Origin of the sequence: Flavobacterium sp. FlaQc-52, from assembly GCF_044007495.1 — a bacterium.
GTDB lineage: Bacteria > Bacteroidota > Bacteroidia > Flavobacteriales > Flavobacteriaceae > Flavobacterium > Flavobacterium cupriresistens.
In genome coordinates this window covers 432,435-448,752 of the sequence record NZ_JBIPCV010000002.1, presented here as the reverse complement: position 1 = coordinate 448,752, position 16,318 = coordinate 432,435, and the positions used below count along the sequence as shown (strand labels likewise).

General features: G+C 34.2%; 18 protein-coding genes. 16 read left to right on the top strand and 2 right to left on the bottom strand.

The genetic code is table 11. From position 1 onward, the window contains the following. The first annotated feature begins 44 nt into the window (after positions 1 to 44). From ACHRV5_RS05715 to ACHRV5_RS05640, 16 genes are all read left to right on the top strand, one after another. Positions 45 to 1,166, top strand: coding sequence for a BT_3928 family protein (locus ACHRV5_RS05715; protein WP_230001685.1), 1,122 nt, complete (start codon positions 45 to 47; stop codon positions 1,164 to 1,166). 229 nt (positions 1,167 to 1,395) lie between these two features. After that, positions 1,396 to 1,641: a type II toxin-antitoxin system ParD family antitoxin gene (locus ACHRV5_RS05710; protein ID WP_230001684.1), complete on the top strand. Its 246-nt coding sequence runs from the start codon at positions 1,396 to 1,398 to the stop codon at positions 1,639 to 1,641. Further along, the gene (locus ACHRV5_RS05705) at positions 1,638 to 1,937 is read left to right on the top strand and encodes a type II toxin-antitoxin system RelE/ParE family toxin (RefSeq protein WP_395426078.1); all 300 of its coding nucleotides are present in this window, start codon (positions 1,638 to 1,640) and stop codon (positions 1,935 to 1,937) included. The genes ACHRV5_RS05710 and ACHRV5_RS05705 overlap by 4 nt, the downstream gene beginning before the upstream one ends. 58 nt (positions 1,938 to 1,995) lie before the next feature. After that, positions 1,996 to 2,661, top strand: a complete 666-nt coding sequence (locus ACHRV5_RS05700) for a YqiA/YcfP family alpha/beta fold hydrolase (protein WP_395426077.1) — start codon at positions 1,996 to 1,998, stop codon at positions 2,659 to 2,661. A gap of 298 nt (positions 2,662 to 2,959) precedes the next feature. Then, entirely contained in the window at positions 2,960 to 3,454 is a 495-nt protein-coding gene (locus ACHRV5_RS05695; protein WP_230001682.1) for a TlpA disulfide reductase family protein, read from the top strand. 70 nt (positions 3,455 to 3,524) lie between these two features. Then, positions 3,525 to 4,277 carry a triose-phosphate isomerase gene (gene tpiA / locus ACHRV5_RS05690; protein ID WP_047775861.1) on the top strand — a complete coding sequence of 251 codons (753 nt, stop codon included), beginning with the start codon at positions 3,525 to 3,527 and terminating at the stop codon, positions 4,275 to 4,277. Between the two features lie 142 nt (positions 4,278 to 4,419). Then, a complete protein-coding gene (gene prmA / locus ACHRV5_RS05685; RefSeq protein WP_047775863.1) occupies positions 4,420 to 5,253 on the top strand; it encodes a 50S ribosomal protein L11 methyltransferase in 834 nt (277 codons plus the stop codon). 34 nt (positions 5,254 to 5,287) lie between these two features. After that, positions 5,288 to 5,563, top strand: a complete 276-nt coding sequence (locus tag ACHRV5_RS05680; protein ID WP_047775865.1) for an ATP-dependent Clp protease adaptor ClpS — start codon at positions 5,288 to 5,290, stop codon at positions 5,561 to 5,563. A gap of 65 nt (positions 5,564 to 5,628) precedes the next feature. Beyond that, positions 5,629 to 6,900 (top strand): sterol desaturase family protein, encoded by a 1,272-nt coding sequence (locus ACHRV5_RS05675; protein ID WP_230001680.1) that lies wholly within the window; start codon positions 5,629 to 5,631, stop codon positions 6,898 to 6,900. 12 nt (positions 6,901 to 6,912) lie between these two features. Beyond that, complete coding sequence (locus ACHRV5_RS05670) at positions 6,913 to 7,611, top strand: lysoplasmalogenase (protein WP_395426075.1); 699 nt, start codon at positions 6,913 to 6,915, stop codon at positions 7,609 to 7,611. A gap of 100 nt (positions 7,612 to 7,711) precedes the next feature. Further along, positions 7,712 to 8,164: a 2-dehydro-3-deoxyphosphooctonate aldolase gene (locus ACHRV5_RS05665; protein WP_395426074.1), complete on the top strand. Its 453-nt coding sequence runs from the start codon at positions 7,712 to 7,714 to the stop codon at positions 8,162 to 8,164. A gap of 284 nt (positions 8,165 to 8,448) precedes the next feature. Further along, positions 8,449 to 9,267: a 3-deoxy-8-phosphooctulonate synthase gene (kdsA, locus tag ACHRV5_RS05660; RefSeq protein ID WP_047775870.1), complete on the top strand. Its 819-nt coding sequence runs from the start codon at positions 8,449 to 8,451 to the stop codon at positions 9,265 to 9,267. Positions 9,268 to 9,285: 18 nt separating this feature from the next. Continuing rightward, the gene (locus tag ACHRV5_RS05655) at positions 9,286 to 10,122 is read left to right on the top strand and encodes a hypothetical protein (protein WP_395426073.1); all 837 of its coding nucleotides are present in this window, start codon (positions 9,286 to 9,288) and stop codon (positions 10,120 to 10,122) included. A gap of 112 nt (positions 10,123 to 10,234) precedes the next feature. Next, positions 10,235 to 10,912, top strand: a complete 678-nt coding sequence (locus ACHRV5_RS05650) for a YiiX family permuted papain-like enzyme (protein WP_395426072.1) — start codon at positions 10,235 to 10,237, stop codon at positions 10,910 to 10,912. Between the two features lie 90 nt (positions 10,913 to 11,002). After that, a complete protein-coding gene (locus tag ACHRV5_RS05645) occupies positions 11,003 to 11,455 on the top strand; it encodes a hypothetical protein (protein WP_395426071.1) in 453 nt (150 codons plus the stop codon). Positions 11,456 to 11,459: 4 nt separating this feature from the next. Beyond that, positions 11,460 to 11,765, top strand: a complete 306-nt coding sequence (locus ACHRV5_RS05640; protein WP_395426070.1) for a hypothetical protein — start codon at positions 11,460 to 11,462, stop codon at positions 11,763 to 11,765. A 644-nt stretch (positions 11,766 to 12,409) separates the two neighbouring features. On the opposite strand, the gene ACHRV5_RS05635 is transcribed toward ACHRV5_RS05640, so the two are convergent. Beyond that, positions 12,410 to 13,798 (bottom strand): M20/M25/M40 family metallo-hydrolase, encoded by a 1,389-nt coding sequence (locus ACHRV5_RS05635; protein ID WP_395426069.1) that lies wholly within the window; start codon positions 13,796 to 13,798, stop codon positions 12,410 to 12,412. 544 nt (positions 13,799 to 14,342) lie between these two features. Then, the gene (locus ACHRV5_RS05630; protein ID WP_395426068.1) at positions 14,343 to 16,274 is read right to left on the bottom strand and encodes a discoidin domain-containing protein; all 1,932 of its coding nucleotides are present in this window, start codon (positions 16,272 to 16,274) and stop codon (positions 14,343 to 14,345) included. Between the last annotated feature and the right edge of the window lie 44 nt (positions 16,275 to 16,318).

Genomic DNA, 16,318 nt, shown 5'->3' with positions numbered 1-16,318 from the left:
AATTCCAAGGTTACTTTTTGGAATTTTAAACTAAATTCTAAATTATGAAAAACGTTATTACCCAATTCTCCAGACTGTTTGTCGGTATATTATTTATTATTTCAGGATTAATCAAACTTAATGACCCGGTTGGATTCTCTTATAAACTGGCGGAATATTTTAGTGAGCCGGTTTTCAATATGCCGTTCTTAGAGCCTTTAGCACTTGGATTAGCTATCTTTTTAGTAATTTTAGAAGTCGTTTTAGGAGTAATGTTATTAGTAGGTTACAAAGCAAAAGCAACGATTTGGTTCCTATTGCTATTGATCATTTTCTTTACTTTCCTTACCTTCTACTCTGCTTATTTTGATGTAGTGAAAGATTGCGGTTGCTTTGGAGATGCTTTACATCTTACGCCTTGGCAGTCGTTTACAAAAGATATTGTATTGCTTTTCTTCATTTTGATTTTGTTTATCAATAAAAAATTAGTTAAACCTTTATTTTCAAAACTACTAACTAATATTATTACTTTAATCAGTGTAATTTTATGTGTTTTTATGGCCGTTTGGGTATTAAATCACAATCCTATAAAAGATTTCCGTCCATTCAAAGTTGGAAACAACATCGAAAAAGGAATGGAAATTCCGGAAGGTGCTCCTAAATCTGTAGTTGAAATGATTTTTATCTACAAAGTAAACGGAGTTGACAAAGAGTTCACCGAAAAAGATCTGATGAACATTCCTGAAGGCGCCACTTTTGTAGACCGTAAAGACAAAGTAATTACAGAAGGATATGTACCTCCGATTCATGATTTTACTATGGTAAAAGACGACTCAGATTACAAAGATGAATTATTAAAAGAGCCTAAATTAGTTATTTTTGTTACCTACGATTTGAATTTATCTAATCCTGAGGGAATGAAAAAACTGGAAAAAGTGAATCAGGAAGCTAAAGCGAAAGGATACAAAGTAATTGCAATGACAGCTTCCGGACCGGACGTAATTGCAAAAGCTAAAAAACAATACGGCCTAAATGTTGATTTTTATTTCTGTGACGCAATCGCTTTAAAAACAATCGAAAGAGCAAATCCTAGCATTGTGGTTCTGAACAAAGGAACTATAGTACAAAAAGTACATTATAACGACGTTGACGATTTAAAACTATCAAATGTTGCTTATAGTCTTTAAAAAAAGAAGTAATTTAAATGGCGCCAATATTCTATATTTTAGAGGTATTGGTGCTTTTTTATTTATCATTGTCATTTTACAAGTTCATCCATAATTTAGTTTAATCTCCCTGCAGTCATTTTACTTTTATTACCTATAAAATTTATACTAATAAAAATGATAAAGTAAACTAAACCAAGCTACAACATATACCAATAATTGGTATCTTTGAATTAAAAATTTAGAAATCATGCCGAAAAACACCTCTATATTACTTGGAGATTATTTTGATAATTTCATAAACAGTCAGGTAAAAAATGGAAAGTTTACTTCTGCCAGTGAAGTTGTTCGTGCAGCATTACGACTGTTTGAGCAGGAAGAAACAAAAAAGAGTGAATTAATCAGCGAACTTAAAAAAGGGGAAAAATCCGGATTTGCTAAAGATTTTAACCGCGAATCATTTTTGAATAATCTTCATGAAAAACATTCAAAATGATGAATTACGAAATAAGTAATTTAGCAACAAAAGATTTAGAAAACATATGGCTGTACACCGCTGAAAATTGGTCGATTGAACAAGCTGACCGATATTTAAATTTATTATTTGAAGAAATTGAATATTTATGCTTAAAACCAAATTCCGGTACTGATTTTGGGGCAATAAGAAAAGACTATTTTCGTTCAAAAGTAAAATCACATCTTATCTTCTATAAAATAAATGTAAAAGAGAATCAATTAGAAATCATCCGTATTCTGCATGAGATGATGGACGTTGAAAATCATATCAAATAAAAGCTATAGAGGACAGATTAAAAAAAATCAAAAAAATTAAACTAAATCAAAAACCTCAATGAAAAAACCATTTCGTCTTATTCCTTTTTTACTTCTTACACTTTCCTGTTTCTTTGGCTTTAGTCAAACCCAATCAAATAATCCAAACCAAGCTTATGTCTTTTTCCTGCACAACAAATTTATAGAAGAACACGATTTAAATGAAGCTCATCCTGAGTACGGTAAAGCCGAATACAACGAAATAATCAATTCTTTTAAAGCGGATAATTTTATCGTTTTTAGTGAGAAAAGAAAGAAAAACACCAACGCGGCCCGTTATGCGAAAAAAGTGGTAAAACAAATCAACAAACTAATAAAAGAAGGAGTTAAACCCAATAAAATAACTGTAATCGGAACCTCAATGGGCGGTTATATTGCACAGTATGTTTCTACTTATCTGGCAAATCCGGAGGTTAATTTTGTATTTATTGGTAGTTTCAGAGACATTGATATTGAAGAAATTCCGGACATCAATTTCTGTGGAAACATTCTGACCATTTATGAAAAATCAGATGTTCTGGGAGTTTCGGCTATCAAACGAAAAGAAACTTCAAAATTGAAAGTCAATCACTTCAAAGAAATCGAATTAAATACCGGTTTAAAACATGGCTTTTTATTCAAAGCCTCAGACGGTTGGATCGTTCCCTGCAAAAAATGGGCTAACGGAAATTATGAACTAAATTAATGCTGCTAAAAAAACGCGAGAAAGAAATTTTTGGCGTTTTTTTTTGCTTTGAAAACTCTTTTGAAAACTGAAAAACCGATTTTTTTTAGTTTTTTAGAAATCCTCTCTCAAGATTTTACTCCGAAATTAGATTTTCACAACGAACTATTACGATTTCAGACCTCTTTTTTTAACCGAAATTTCCTGTTTTGTGATAAAACAAAGCAGTGTTCAAATTTTGTTAATCTCCATTTGGCATTCGATTTGTTTGTTTAACTTTGTGAATTCGGTATTTCAAATAATAAACCAAACTCTTACTATGAAACAAATAGCTCTAATCCTCATTGCCTTTATTACTTTTTCATGTTCGCAAGCTCAGAAAACCAGTTTTTCAAAAGAAGCACTTTCTCAAAAATTATTAGCTACTGATGACAGTCAGGTAAGTTTTAAAAACATTCTAAAAAAATACAAGGGAAAAACTTTGGTAATCGAAGTTTGGGCTTCTTGGTGTGGTGATTGTGTAAAAGCAATGCCAAAAGTAAAAGAGCTACAAGCCAATAATCCCGATGTTTCTTATTTATTTCTTTCTGCCGACAAAACCGCAGATAAATGGAAAATCGGAATTGAAAAACACGAAATAAAAGGAGATCATTTTATGATGACTGACGGTATGAAAGGAGTTTTCGGAAAAGCAATTGACTTAGACTGGATTCCAAGATACATCATTGTTGATAAAACCGGGAAAATAGTATTGTACCGTGCGATCGAAAAAGATTTTGATCTGATCAATTCGACTTTACAAGGATTAAAATAAAATGCAATAAAAAATCAGTTGCAACTTCAATAAAAAACAAAAAATTAAAAGAATACTAAAAACTACCAAAATGAGAAAAAAGATTGTCGCAGGAAACTGGAAAATGCATAAAAACGCAGAACAAACTGAAGAATTATTAAGCGAATTAATCACCAAAATACCAGCTCAAACTACCGCTCAGGTAATTGTTGCACCAACATTTGTAAACTTGGCAGGAGCTGTGGCTAAATTAAAAAACACCACTATTGGAGTTTCTGCACAAAACGTTCACCAAGCTGAAGGTGGTGCTTTTACAGGAGAAATTTCTGCAGACATGTTAACGAGTATTGGTGTCACTACAGTAATCCTTGGTCACTCGGAGCGCAGAGCTATTTTCCATGAAACTGACGCTTTAATCGCAAACAAAGTAGATACTGCTTTGAAACATGATATGACTGTTATTTTCTGTTTTGGAGAAGAATTAAAAGACCGTCAATCCGAAAATCATTTTAATATTGTTGAAAATCAATTGCGTGACGGATTGTTCCACATTGCAAAAGAATCATGGTCTAAAATTGTCCTGGCTTACGAACCGGTTTGGGCAATCGGAACAGGAGAGACTGCATCACCGGAGCAAGCACAAGAGATGCATGAATTTATCAGAGAAGTGGTTCGTAAAGCTTTCGGAGCTGACATTGCTGATGAAGTTTCAATTTTATACGGCGGTTCTGTAAAACCGGATAACGCTAAGGAAATTTTCTCAAAACCGGATGTAGATGGTGGTCTAATCGGAGGAGCTGCCTTAAAAGCAGATGACTTTTTAGCTATTGTAACAGCAATCTAATTTTAGATTTATATAAAACTAAAAGCGATACGTAACAGTATCGCTTTTTTTATGTCTAAAAATTATCCCAAAATTGACAACGTTCTAACATATTTATAAACAACTTCTCCTTTGTATTCTTACCTTTGCAAAAAAATTATTTATGTCGAATATATATTTAGGGTATCATTTTACTATTGAACCAAAAGAACTAGGATCAGAAATATTAATTGCTGAGTTGGGAGAAAAAGCATTCGAAAGTTTTACAGAAACTGAAAATGGAATTTCAGCTTTTGTGAAGAAAGATTTATGGGATGAAACTATTCTGGATGACATTTATATTTTACAATCGGAAGAATTCAAAATCGAATATACTTTTGAAGAAATCGATCAGGTGAACTGGAACGAAGAATGGGAGAAGAATTTTGAAGCTATTGATGTGGATGGAAAATGTCATGTTCGCGCCCCTTTTCACGAAAAAACAAATGCCGAATTTGATATTATCATTGAACCCAAAATGAGTTTCGGAACGGGTCACCATGAAACGACTCACATGATGATTCAGCATTTACTGGAAACAGATGTTGCCGGTTTGAAAACTTTAGACATGGGTTGCGGAACAGCAATTTTAGCCATTTTAGCTGAAATGAAAGGCGCCGAGCCAATTGATGCGATTGACATTGATAATTGGTGTTATCTGAATTCAATTGAAAATGCAGAACGCAATAACTGTAAACATATTACCGTTTATGAAGGCGATGCTGCTTTATTGGAAGGTAAAAAATACGATTTGATAATTGCTAATATCAACCGTAATATCTTACTAAACGATATGCAGGCCTATGTGGATTGTTTAAATCCAAAAGGGACTTTGCTTTTAAGCGGTTTTTACGAAGAAGACATTCCATTTATCGATGCTTCCTGCACAGAAAAGGGATTGACTTACGTAAAAAAGTTCCAAAGAAATAACTGGGTTTCATTAAAATACGTAAATTAGTCAGTAATTACAACAGTACAAAAATCTAAACAAAATGAGTACTAAAGAAAAAGTAAGAGAAAGGGTTCGGGAAAAGGAAGCTGTAGGTTTTAATAACGAAATCATTGTTTACAATGACGATGTAAACACTTTTGATCATGTAATTGATACTTTAATGCGTGTTTGCAGCCACACTTCTGAACAAGCGGAACAATGTTCCTTAATTGTACACTACAACGGAAAATGCGCGGTAAAAACGGGTCCGATGGACAAGTTAAAACCACAATGCACACAACTTTTGGAAGCGGGTCTTAGCGCCGAAATTGTTTAAGTCCGGAATATTTTAAAAAGCATTCAATTTTATTCTATATTTGATTAAAATTGAATGTTTTTTTTATGGAAGAATATGGAAAAATATTAATTATCGCTACGCCTGTTTTTTTAGTATTAATTATAATCGAAAAAATATACGGGCTCTATAAAAAGGACGATACTGCGCCTTTAATAGACAGCGTGTCGAGTATTAGTTCAGGAATTACCAATTCGGTAAAAGATGTTTTGGGCCTTAGTCTGACTTTTATTTCGTACGAATGGATGGTTTCTAAAATTGCACTGTACCATTTAGAAGCCAATGTCCTCTCCTATTGTATTGCCTTTTTTGTCATCGACTTTTATGGGTACTGGAGCCACCGATTGGCGCATCAGATTAATTTTCTCTGGAACAAACATGCTATTCATCATAGCAGTGAAGAATTTAATTTGGCTTGTGCGCTGCGACAACCTATTGCCAGCTTAGTCAACTTATTCACCTTTTTATTGATTCCGGCCGCCTTACTTGGTGTTCCTGCCTCTGTTATTGCGATAACTTTGCCGCTTCATTTGTTTTTGCAATTTTGGTATCACACCAAACATATCAAGAAAATGGGGTTTGTTGAGCATATTTTGGTAACGCCCTCTCATCATCGGGTGCATCACGCTATAAATCCGGAATATTTAGACAAAAATCATTCGCAAATATTCATTTTTTGGGACAAACTTTTTGGCACTTTCCAAGAGGAATTGGATGATGTTCCTCCTGTTTTTGGAATTACAAGACCGGCAAGTACCTGGAATCCTATTCGAATTAATTTCCAACATTTGACTTTATTGATCAAAGACGCCTGGCGTGCTCCAAAATGGAAAGATAAACTCACCATCTGGTTTAAACCAACAGGCTGGCGACCTGAAAATTTTGAAGAATTATACCCCGTAAACAAAATTGAAAATGTTTTTAATTTTGAAAAATACGGTATCCATAATTCTCAAAAACTGATTTATTGGTCTGTTGCTCAGGTTCTCATAACCCTTTTATTCGTCACTTATTTGTTTGACAATATTGCCAAAATTGGCCTACCCAACATATTTGTTTACGGCTTTTTTATTTTGATTACTATCTACAGTTATAGTGAACTGATGGATAAAAGCCAATATGCCCCTTTGTGGGAGGGCTTTCGTTTTACAATTGCCATTGCGATTATCACCTATTATGGTGATTGGTTTGGTTTGAATGTTGTATTCCCATTTGCCAATTATGTCGTTATTGGTTATTTGACGTTATCCTTTTTAATTTCCCTGTATTTTGTTACTATTGATTTTAAAACTAACCAAAATCAACTCGCCAATTCATAACCCAAACTTACTATGAAAAATCCCCCGCTTCTTAAAATCTATATTGGTTTTAGTACTGTTTATCTTTTGCTCTTACTTTCGGGCTACGAGAGTTTTGATTTATTTTTAAAACCCATTCTGATTCCCTTGTTAGGATTTGGCGTTTATTTTTATAAAAAATTCCCATCAAAGAATACCCTTTTAACTGCCTTATTATTTTCCTGGATTGGAGATGTAATTTTACTTTTTGCAGATATTGCTGAGATCTATTTCATTTTAGGTTTGGTTTCGTTTCTTCTGTCACATCTCGTTTATTGCGTTCTTTTTAATAAACAGACTAAAACTCAAAACAAGAAAAAAAGAACCCTTTTTCTAATTGGAAGTCTCGTTATCGCCTGTTACTTAATCGGGATGTTGACTGTTCTATTACCCTCTTTAGGAGAATTAAAAATCCCGGTGATTGTTTATGCATCCGTAATTTCTTTTATGTTACTGTTAGCTTTTAACGGGTTCTTAATCTGGAAAAAACCCGGTAATCAATACGTTTTTATTGGTGCCCTTATGTTTGTTATTTCGGACAGCATTCTGGCAATCAATAAATTTTACGCCCCAATAGAGAAAAGTTCTTTTTTTATAATGTTAACCTATCTTGTGGCACAATATCTGATTGTAATTGGTATCTTAAAATTAAATTCCGGTCTCACTTTAGCAACAGAATCTAAGAAAATTTAAGACTTAATCTAATGTATTTCTGTCTGTATTTTTCTTAATCCAGATTATTTTAAAAACCATTTTTACAGCTTACATTTGTAATACAAAATACGCACTCAACATGAAAAAAACAGTTCTTTTTATCGTTTTACTTCTATCGGTAACCTCTTGTATCAGTACAAAGTCCACTTTAAAAAATGTAGACGATAATGCTCCTGATTTAGTATTAAAAAAAGACAATACCTTTATCATTACTTTATTCAGTAACGACAAAAAGTACGGTTTCGATCCGGATTATCCTGTGAATATTTTTTACAGAAACACAAAAGATGAAGCTTTAAACGAAACCCGTTTTTTAAATGCTTTGGCCGGTCCAAACGGAGAAAAAATCACTTATACGCGATTGGAAACCTGTTGCCCTTTCCCTACGAAAAGAAGTGATATGGGAGCCGGATTCCTCAATGTTTACGAACTAAAATGGGATGGGCAAAAGAAACCCCTTAAACTTTATCTGAACATTTACGAAAAAGGAATTTTGATGGTTCCGATGGGATTGCGTTTGAAGCAGGACTAAATTTATTGTTATTATTAATTGATGTTTGATTCTCTTTGCGCTCACGAGCGTCCCACTCGTGAGCGCAAAGAATTTAAAATGTATAAACTTTCTTTTGGAATCAATTTTAAAAAATAGAATTCAAATTTTATAAATCAAACCCATATTTAATCATGACGGCTGAAAAATTTAATTTAAACGAAAAAGCCTACAGCATCAGCACTATTAGCTCTTAAAAAATTCTTAAATCTTCATCTCAAACTCATAAATCATAACTACCTTTGCACTGTCAAAAAAAACATACTATGAACATACAACATATTCCACAAATTAAGCATACAGATAGCGGAAATTTCTTTTTATTAGCAGGTCCTTGTGCTATTGAAGGAGAAGAAATGGCGCTTAGAATTGCCGAAAAATTAGTTGGTATTACCGACAAACTTCAAATTCCTTATGTATTTAAAGGATCATTTAAAAAAGCAAACCGTTCCAGAATTGATAGTTTTTCAGGAATTGGTGACGAAAAAGCCTTAAAAATTTTAAGAAAAGTTTCTGAAACTTTTCATGTTCCAACCGTAACAGATATTCACACGAATGAGGATGCCGATTTGGCTGCTCAATATGTTGATGTTTTGCAAATTCCGGCTTTCCTAGTGCGCCAAACGGACTTAGTTGTAGCTGCTGCAAACACGGGTAAAGTGGTGAATTTGAAAAAAGGACAATTTATGAGCCCTGAAAGCATGAAACATGCCGTTCAGAAAGTATTAGATTGCCATAACGAGAATGTAATGGTTACCGATCGTGGTACTATGTTTGGTTACCAGGATATGATTGTTGATTACAGAGGAATTCCTACTATGCAACAATATGCTACTACAGTTCTTGATGTTACGCATTCTTTACAACAGCCAAATCAAACTGCCGGTGTTACAGGTGGAAGACCTGATATGATCGAAACTGTGGCCAAAGCAGGTATTGCTGTTGGGGTTGACGGTATTTTTATCGAAACTCATTTTGATCCTGCTAATGCAAAAAGTGATGGTGCCAACATGTTACATTTAGACTATTTTGAAGGTTTAATGACCAAATTGGTTGCGATCAGAAAAACGGTTAACTCATTTTAAATTTTAATACTAAGTTCATTGAAAACTAAATTTTTATTTTTTGTCTTATTGGGTTTTTCATTAAACACTTTTGCACAGGAAGAAATCGCAGTAGAAAGATATACTGCCCATAACAAAGGAAAATTCTTTGTATCATGGGGTGGTAACAGAGACAGTTATACCAAGTCTGATGTCAATTTCAGAGGAAAAGATTACAACTTTACAGTTGATAACATGACTGCTCACGACAAACCAAAAGGATGGCATATTGACTATGTAAATCCGGCTAATATGACCATTCCGCAAACGAACTTCAGAATGGGATACTTCTTTAGTGATCATTACAGTGTTGCTATCGGTTGGGATCATATGAAGTATGTAATGACTCAGGATCAAACAGCAAATGTTACCGGCCAGATTAATGGTCCTGTTCATAATGGTACTTACGATAACACACCCGTAAATTTCACGGATCAAACCTTCCTTACTTTTGAACATACTGATGGTTTGAATTACATTAATACAGAAGTTTCCAGACATGATGACATCTCAAAATGGTTTGGATTACCAAATACAGACAAAGTTCAAATCAATTTAACCGAAGGTTTGGGAGCAGGAGTTTTATATCCTAAAACAAATACCATGCTTTTGGGAAAAGAACGTCATGACGATTTTCATATTTCAGGTTATGGATTGTCTGCAAAAGCGGGGATTAACTTTACCTTTTTTAAATATTTCTATCTTCAAGGAGAGTTAAAAGGTGGTTATATCAACATGCAGGACATCAGAACTACAAGAAGTAGTGAAGATAGTGCTTCACAGGATTTCTTCTTTTTACAACGAATTATCGCTGTTGGAGGGATTTTCAGAATCTAAAAAATAGGTCATTTTATATTTTAAAAATAGCTGTCATTTTATTTGGCAGCTATTTTTTTTATTATTTACTTTGCACTTCAAAGTACTTTACTTTTTACTTTAAATTTTTAAAATGAAGAAGACAAAATATATTTTCCTTATAGTAAGTTTTTTAATCAGTTTTTCTTGTGCCCTTTATGTGACATTACTGTTTTTTCCGATGAACTCCTTTTCGAAATCCAAACAGGAAAATAGTGTTTTGGCTAAAATACAAGATGGCGATATTATTTTTCAGACCTCGGAATCCAGTCAGTGTGAAGCAGTCCGAATTGCGACGAGATCGAAATTTTCTCATTGTGGAATCATTTTTACCGTGAATGGAAAACAATTCGTTTTTGAAGCTGTGCAGCCCGTAAAACTAACTCCATTGGACAAGTGGATCGAACATGGAAAAGACGGCAAATACGTCGTGAAAAGGTTAAAAAACGCCACTGCTGTTCTGGATTCAAAAACACTTGAGAAAATGAAAAACTATGGTAATCAATTTATGGGTAAACAATATGACGCTTATTTTGAATGGACCGATACTAAAATTTATTGTTCTGAACTGGTTTGGAAAATATATAAAAATAGTGCCGATATTGAATTGTGTAAGCTGCAGGAATTGAAAGATTTTAATTTAGCCGATGAAAGAGTACAAAAAGTATTAAAAGAAAGATATGGAAACGCTATTCCGCTGCAAGAAAAAGTGGTTTCACCCTCTAACCTCTCCGATTCTAAACTGTTAATTACAGTACTCGATAATTACTAAAAATACGGAAGCTGATTTACAATAAAAATTAGCTTTTTTATTTCTTATTTTACTTTGAAATTCAAAGAACTTTTAAAAACTAACCAACTTATGAAAGATCGTCTTATTGAAAAAATGTACGAACATACTAAACAACCGTATCAAAAATATTTCAAAAAAAACAAACCTTGGGACATTGACAAAACTACATTATTAACCTACCCTGCAGAAAGTTTGGGTTTTGGACTGGGAACCTTCCTTGCTAAAAATCAGTTTGATATTCAGCCAAAACTAGAAGATCATGACATCATTCATGTTCTCACCAATACAGGTATTTCCGTTCGTGAAGAAATCGGAATGCAATATTATCTTTTGGGGAATGGCAAAAAAAGTCTGTATTTATTTCTTGTAATCACGTCAGGTACGCTTTTTTATCCAAAACAAATCAATTACTTCATTCAACAATACAAAAGAGGCCAACAAGCGCTTCCGTTTTACTATCTGGATTTTTCAAAAATGTTGCACACGCCAATTAAATCTATTCAAAAAACATTTAATATTTAAAATCATGAGAACTATTAACAACAGAACTTTTACCGAAACTGAATCAATCGATCTGACCATTGGTTCGTTTATAATCAGTACGTTATTTTTCATTTTTTATATACTTTCGAATGGAAGTACAACTCTGTTGGTCGTTGCCAGTCCGTTTGCCTTTTCTGCACTGATCGTAAATGCTATAATGTTATTTCATTTGACGGACAAATTTATTCAGCTATCGGAACAAAGAAAAGATATCGGAATTAAAATTCTGATCCTGCTCTCGAATATCCCGATTCTCTTTTTGTATTACAGTATTGCAATCAAGGTTTAATCGGTAACGATTCCGATTGCTTTTTTTATAATCGCAGTGTTAACAAAGGGTTTCTTTTACACGCAGATTTGGCAGATTAGGCTGATCTTATTTACCAAATACAAAAAAATCTGCGCAATCTGCCAAATCTGCGTGCTAAAAAATTTACGTATAGAATTAAAAAGGAGTCGTAATGCTATAAATAAACTTTGCAAACCTTGTCTTCATTTTACGATTAAAAAATTAACCGCAAGGACTAGCAAAGATTTTCTTTTGCACGCAGATTTAGCAGATTAGGCTGATCTTATTTACCAAATACAAAAAAATCTGTGCAATCTGCCAAATCTGTGTGCTAAAAATTTAGGTATACAATTAAAAAGGAGTCGTAATGCTATAAATAAACTTTACAAACCTTGTCTTCATTTTACGATTAAAAAATTAACCGCAAGACTAGCAAAGATTTTCTTTTGCACGCAGATTTAGCAGATTAGGCTGATCTTATTTACCAAATACAAAAAAATCTGTGCAATCTGCCAAATCTGCGTGCTAAAAATTTAGGTAACAATTAAAAAGGAGCAGGAGAACTCTTTATACAGCACAACTTGATCTAAAAAAAAAAGCTGCAAGATTGAACTCGCAGCTTTTATCATTTTATTTATGAAACCTTAGTTTACTTTAGGCGTCTCAATTCCGTTTTGATCCATTAGATACATTAAAGCAGTCATAGTTGCCGCTCCAAGTTCTAATTCTCTTTTGTTGATTGCATCAAATTTATCATTTGCAGCGTGGTGATAATCAAAATAACGTTGAGAATCTGGTTTTAAACCTGCTTTTACAATTGCTTTTGATGTTAAATGATTAATATCTGAACCTGCATGTCCAATGGTGAAACTATGCACTAAATAAGGTTCGAAAAGGTCTTTGTACCCTTGTATTTTTTTCAAATTAGCATCATCTGCTTCAATAGAAAATCCTCTTGGACTAAATCCACCTGAATCACTTTCTAAGGCAAAAATATGATTTTCATTGTTTTTCTTTGAAATTTCTTCATACTTCGCTCCACCTTTTCCACCATTTTCTTCGTTCATAAACAATACTACACGAATGGTATTTTTAGGTTTGTAGTCTAAATTTTTAAGAATACGAATTACTTCCATACTTTGTACTACTCCTGCTCCATCATCATGTGATCCGTCTGCTAAATCCCAAGAATCTAAATGACCGCCCACAACCATAATATTTTCAGGGTGTTCTTTACCTGTCAATTCCCCAATAACGTTATGTGACAAAACATCCGGTAAGGTTTCGCAAGATTGTTTGAAATAAAATTTCAAAGCCGGATTTCTCTTTAAAGATGCACTTAACAATTCGGCACCGTTTGTACTAATTGCTGCTGTTGGAATGTATTGCTCTTTTGGCAAATCACCATAACTTTGTGCCCCTGTGTGTGGAAAGTCATCTAAACGCAAATTCATAGAGCGAACAATAGTTCCTACTGCTCCCAATTTAGCTGCTTCTTTTGCACCAGCGTATCTTTGATCTACACAAGCCCCGTAAGAAGTAAAAGTTTCAATGTTCTCCGGATTCATTGGTCTGTTATAAAACACAATTTTTCCTTTTACTTTATCTCCTAATTCTGCTAATTCTTTGATTCCTTTCACCTCAATTACCTCAGCTGTAAGACCACCTTTAGCTGTTGCAACTGATCCACCCAAAGCACAAATCGGAACCACCGTTTTTGCTTTATTGTCTAAGATATAGGCAGTCTCTTTTTCTCCACGAACCCAGTGTGGTACCATTACTTCCTGCAAATATACTTTGTCAAGTCCCAGTCTTTCTAATTGCAATTTGGTGTATTGAACTGCCGCTGCTGCAGTGGGAGATCCTGATAAACGACTTCCGATATCGTTTGACAAATATTCTAACCAAGTATAACATTTTGACTCGGTTAAGGCCTTTTTGTAGAATAATTTAATGTTTTTTTCATCATTTGACTGCGCAAAAGATGTCAATCCGTTTAAAGCTAAAACAGTTAAAAGAATCGTTTTTTTCATGGTTTTTATAGCATTTTGGGTTAAGCGCTCTTTTTTATCGAGCCTTACAAAGGAACAAAATTCTTTACAACTCGACTACTTTTTCTTAGTGCTTTTCTATAAAAAAACGCTGATTCTAAGCTTTTTTGTTTGGAATCAGCCTTTTCAGGATTTCACTACTCAAAAATTATTTTAGTTAGCTGTCGGGTGTAATACTGCTAATTTTATTTAACACATAGAAACATCGATTTAAAACTAACATTTATGGTGTTTTTAGAAAATCACAATTTTTTCACATAACTTTATGTGATTTATTTTAAGTGAAGCGACTTTATCTGACTTTACAAACTATATCTCTCCTATGTTTGTCTCGTTAAAAACACCCTCTAGATATCAATTAAACATTCTTTTATGCATTATTGTCACCCTGAGCGAAGTCGAAGGCTGGTTAGGGAAAAAGAGCTTCGACTCCGCTCAGCCAGACAAATGGTGGAGAGATAAGGAAAATTGTACAGCATTTTTGCTTAGTAATCTCCTATGTGTCAAAATTAATTGTGCTCAACAGCTATTTTACTTCCATAATTTTACTTTTGGCGCCAATACCGTTTTCGTTAAAAGGTTCAATTGCAAAATAATACTTTGTGCCTTTGTCCAGACCTCTGAAATCATAAGTACGATCACCATAGACCATGATACTATTGTACAATTTATCAGGCGTAATTCCGTAGTAGATGTTGTAACCTATAGCGTCTGTTTTATTTGTCCATGAAATAATCGCATTACGGGGATCGGTTGCATTTCTTTTCACTTTAAAATCAGAAACTGCTCTTGGCTTTTCTGCCAATCCGTTTCCGAAAACTCTAAAGTCCGAAACAGCAAACATTCCTGAAGCATTATGAATGTTGACCATCTTTATATAACGCGCTTTAATTGGTTTTGTTAATTCAACGTAATCATGAGGAACATCTTTATCATTGGCTGATTTATCAACCACTAAAGTCCAATTTTGAGCATCATTGGACATCCATATTTTATACTGATAATAAATATCCATTGCTTTATTGTACTGGGTTGCTTTATGATCTGCATAATTGATTTGCAGCGCCTTAATTTCCATCTTTCTTCCCAAATCAAGTTGTAACCACTCTCCCGGTTGATCTGATGTTGCGGACCAGTAGGTCTGAATATTTTCGTCAGTCAGGTTTGAAGCATCGTAACAGATTTTTTCATATACTTTTTTACCACCGTTGTCCATTCTGTGTGTTTCCACCTCGTTACAAGTTTCAGAAGAAGAAACCGTCACGGGCTTTTTATAGGAAAGTAACATCCAACCTGACGAGGCTCCTTTGGTCTGATCCCTTTGTTGGGTCGGCAGTACAATCGGAAAATCACCGTATGTTGTAATAGAATACATTACTCCATCTTGATCAAATCCGGCCGGGAACATATCGATGCGGCGTTCAAAACGGTCTTTTATGGAGATTTTACAGGTACCTGTATTCCAATAATTTCCATAATTGTCGGCAAAAGTATTTCCGTGGCCTGCGCCAATTACAAAACCTCCGGGTTTATAAGACATCGGATTGTGTTTTTGATAGACAAATGGCCCTAATGGATTATCCCCTACGTGAACTCCATTTGCATAACCTTTAAACTCGGTAGCAGGTGCTCCGTACTGCATATAATATTTTCCGTTGTGTTTGGTCATCCAGGCTCCCTCAATAAAATTCCCCCAGGGAGCGGGCTCCATATCATTATTTGGTCCAAAACGTTCCCAGCCATGTATTGAAGGGTCTAATCCAACGACTGCTTTTGCCTGTCCATAAGGTTTCTGAATGTCTTCGACTTCTGTTGCAGCATATAGTTTGGCATAATCAGCCTGATTTCCTTTTGGAAGCCAGGTTTTATAATCTACCTCAACACCCACTAGCGGTAATTTACCGCTTGAACCATAATACATATACACTTTTTTATCATCATCCTGAAAAATGGCTGGATCCCAGGTTGGCAGCATTGCAGTGTTGACATGCCTTGTCCACCTTCCCGATTTCGGGTCAGCTGTTTTCCAAACCGGATGGTCTTTTTTCCAGGTTGAACCTACATAAAATAGGGTATCGTTTACCACCCAAGCTGCCGGTGCACATTGATCATCGTCTCCGGGATTTCTTTGAAAACTACCGTAAACAAATTTCCAATCAGACATATCCTTACTCCAGAAAAAACCGGCCTGATTGGTGGCAAATAAATAATAATCTCCTTTATAAGTAATAATCACCGGATCGGCACTCGAACGGCGGGATTCCGGAATTCCATTATGATTTTGAGTCGTATAATTGTACCCAATATTGATGGGATTACAATAGGTTGTTGCTGGTTTTTCCGGATCAAACCATTCTGTTTTTCCCGGTATGTTCGTATTTTGAGCTGTCATATTACTACTATACAACATCAAAAGGGACAAAAGAAAAATTGTCAGCAGTACAAATATATTTTTCATATGATTTTAATTTTATAAAGAAATTATTTCATCTAAAAACATTT

Bases quoted from the DNA above. Each gene is read 5' to 3' on its own strand.
- ACHRV5_RS05715 (WP_230001685.1), top strand. From the start codon at position 45: ATGAAAAACGTTATTACCCAATTCTCCAGACTGTTTGTCGGTATATTA.
- ACHRV5_RS05710 (WP_230001684.1), top strand. From the start codon at position 1,396: ATGCCGAAAAACACCTCTATATTACTTGGAGATTATTTTGATAATTTC.
- ACHRV5_RS05705 (WP_395426078.1), top strand. From the start codon at position 1,638: ATGATGAATTACGAAATAAGTAATTTAGCAACAAAAGATTTAGAAAAC.
- ACHRV5_RS05700 (WP_395426077.1), top strand. From the start codon at position 1,996: ATGAAAAAACCATTTCGTCTTATTCCTTTTTTACTTCTTACACTTTCC.
- ACHRV5_RS05695 (WP_230001682.1), top strand. From the start codon at position 2,960: ATGAAACAAATAGCTCTAATCCTCATTGCCTTTATTACTTTTTCATGT.
- tpiA (WP_047775861.1), top strand. From the start codon at position 3,525: ATGAGAAAAAAGATTGTCGCAGGAAACTGGAAAATGCATAAAAACGCA.
- prmA (WP_047775863.1), top strand. From the start codon at position 4,420: ATGTCGAATATATATTTAGGGTATCATTTTACTATTGAACCAAAAGAA.
- ACHRV5_RS05680 (WP_047775865.1), top strand. From the start codon at position 5,288: ATGAGTACTAAAGAAAAAGTAAGAGAAAGGGTTCGGGAAAAGGAAGCT.
- ACHRV5_RS05675 (WP_230001680.1), top strand. From the start codon at position 5,629: ATGGAAGAATATGGAAAAATATTAATTATCGCTACGCCTGTTTTTTTA.
- ACHRV5_RS05670 (WP_395426075.1), top strand. From the start codon at position 6,913: ATGAAAAATCCCCCGCTTCTTAAAATCTATATTGGTTTTAGTACTGTT.
- ACHRV5_RS05665 (WP_395426074.1), top strand. From the start codon at position 7,712: ATGAAAAAAACAGTTCTTTTTATCGTTTTACTTCTATCGGTAACCTCT.
- kdsA (WP_047775870.1), top strand. From the start codon at position 8,449: ATGAACATACAACATATTCCACAAATTAAGCATACAGATAGCGGAAAT.
- ACHRV5_RS05650 (WP_395426072.1), top strand. From the start codon at position 10,235: ATGAAGAAGACAAAATATATTTTCCTTATAGTAAGTTTTTTAATCAGT.
- ACHRV5_RS05645 (WP_395426071.1), top strand. From the start codon at position 11,003: ATGAAAGATCGTCTTATTGAAAAAATGTACGAACATACTAAACAACCG.
- ACHRV5_RS05640 (WP_395426070.1), top strand. From the start codon at position 11,460: ATGAGAACTATTAACAACAGAACTTTTACCGAAACTGAATCAATCGAT.
- ACHRV5_RS05635 (WP_395426069.1), bottom strand. From the start codon at position 13,798: ATGAAAAAAACGATTCTTTTAACTGTTTTAGCTTTAAACGGATTGACA.
- ACHRV5_RS05630 (WP_395426068.1), bottom strand. From the start codon at position 16,274: ATGAAAAATATATTTGTACTGCTGACAATTTTTCTTTTGTCCCTTTTG.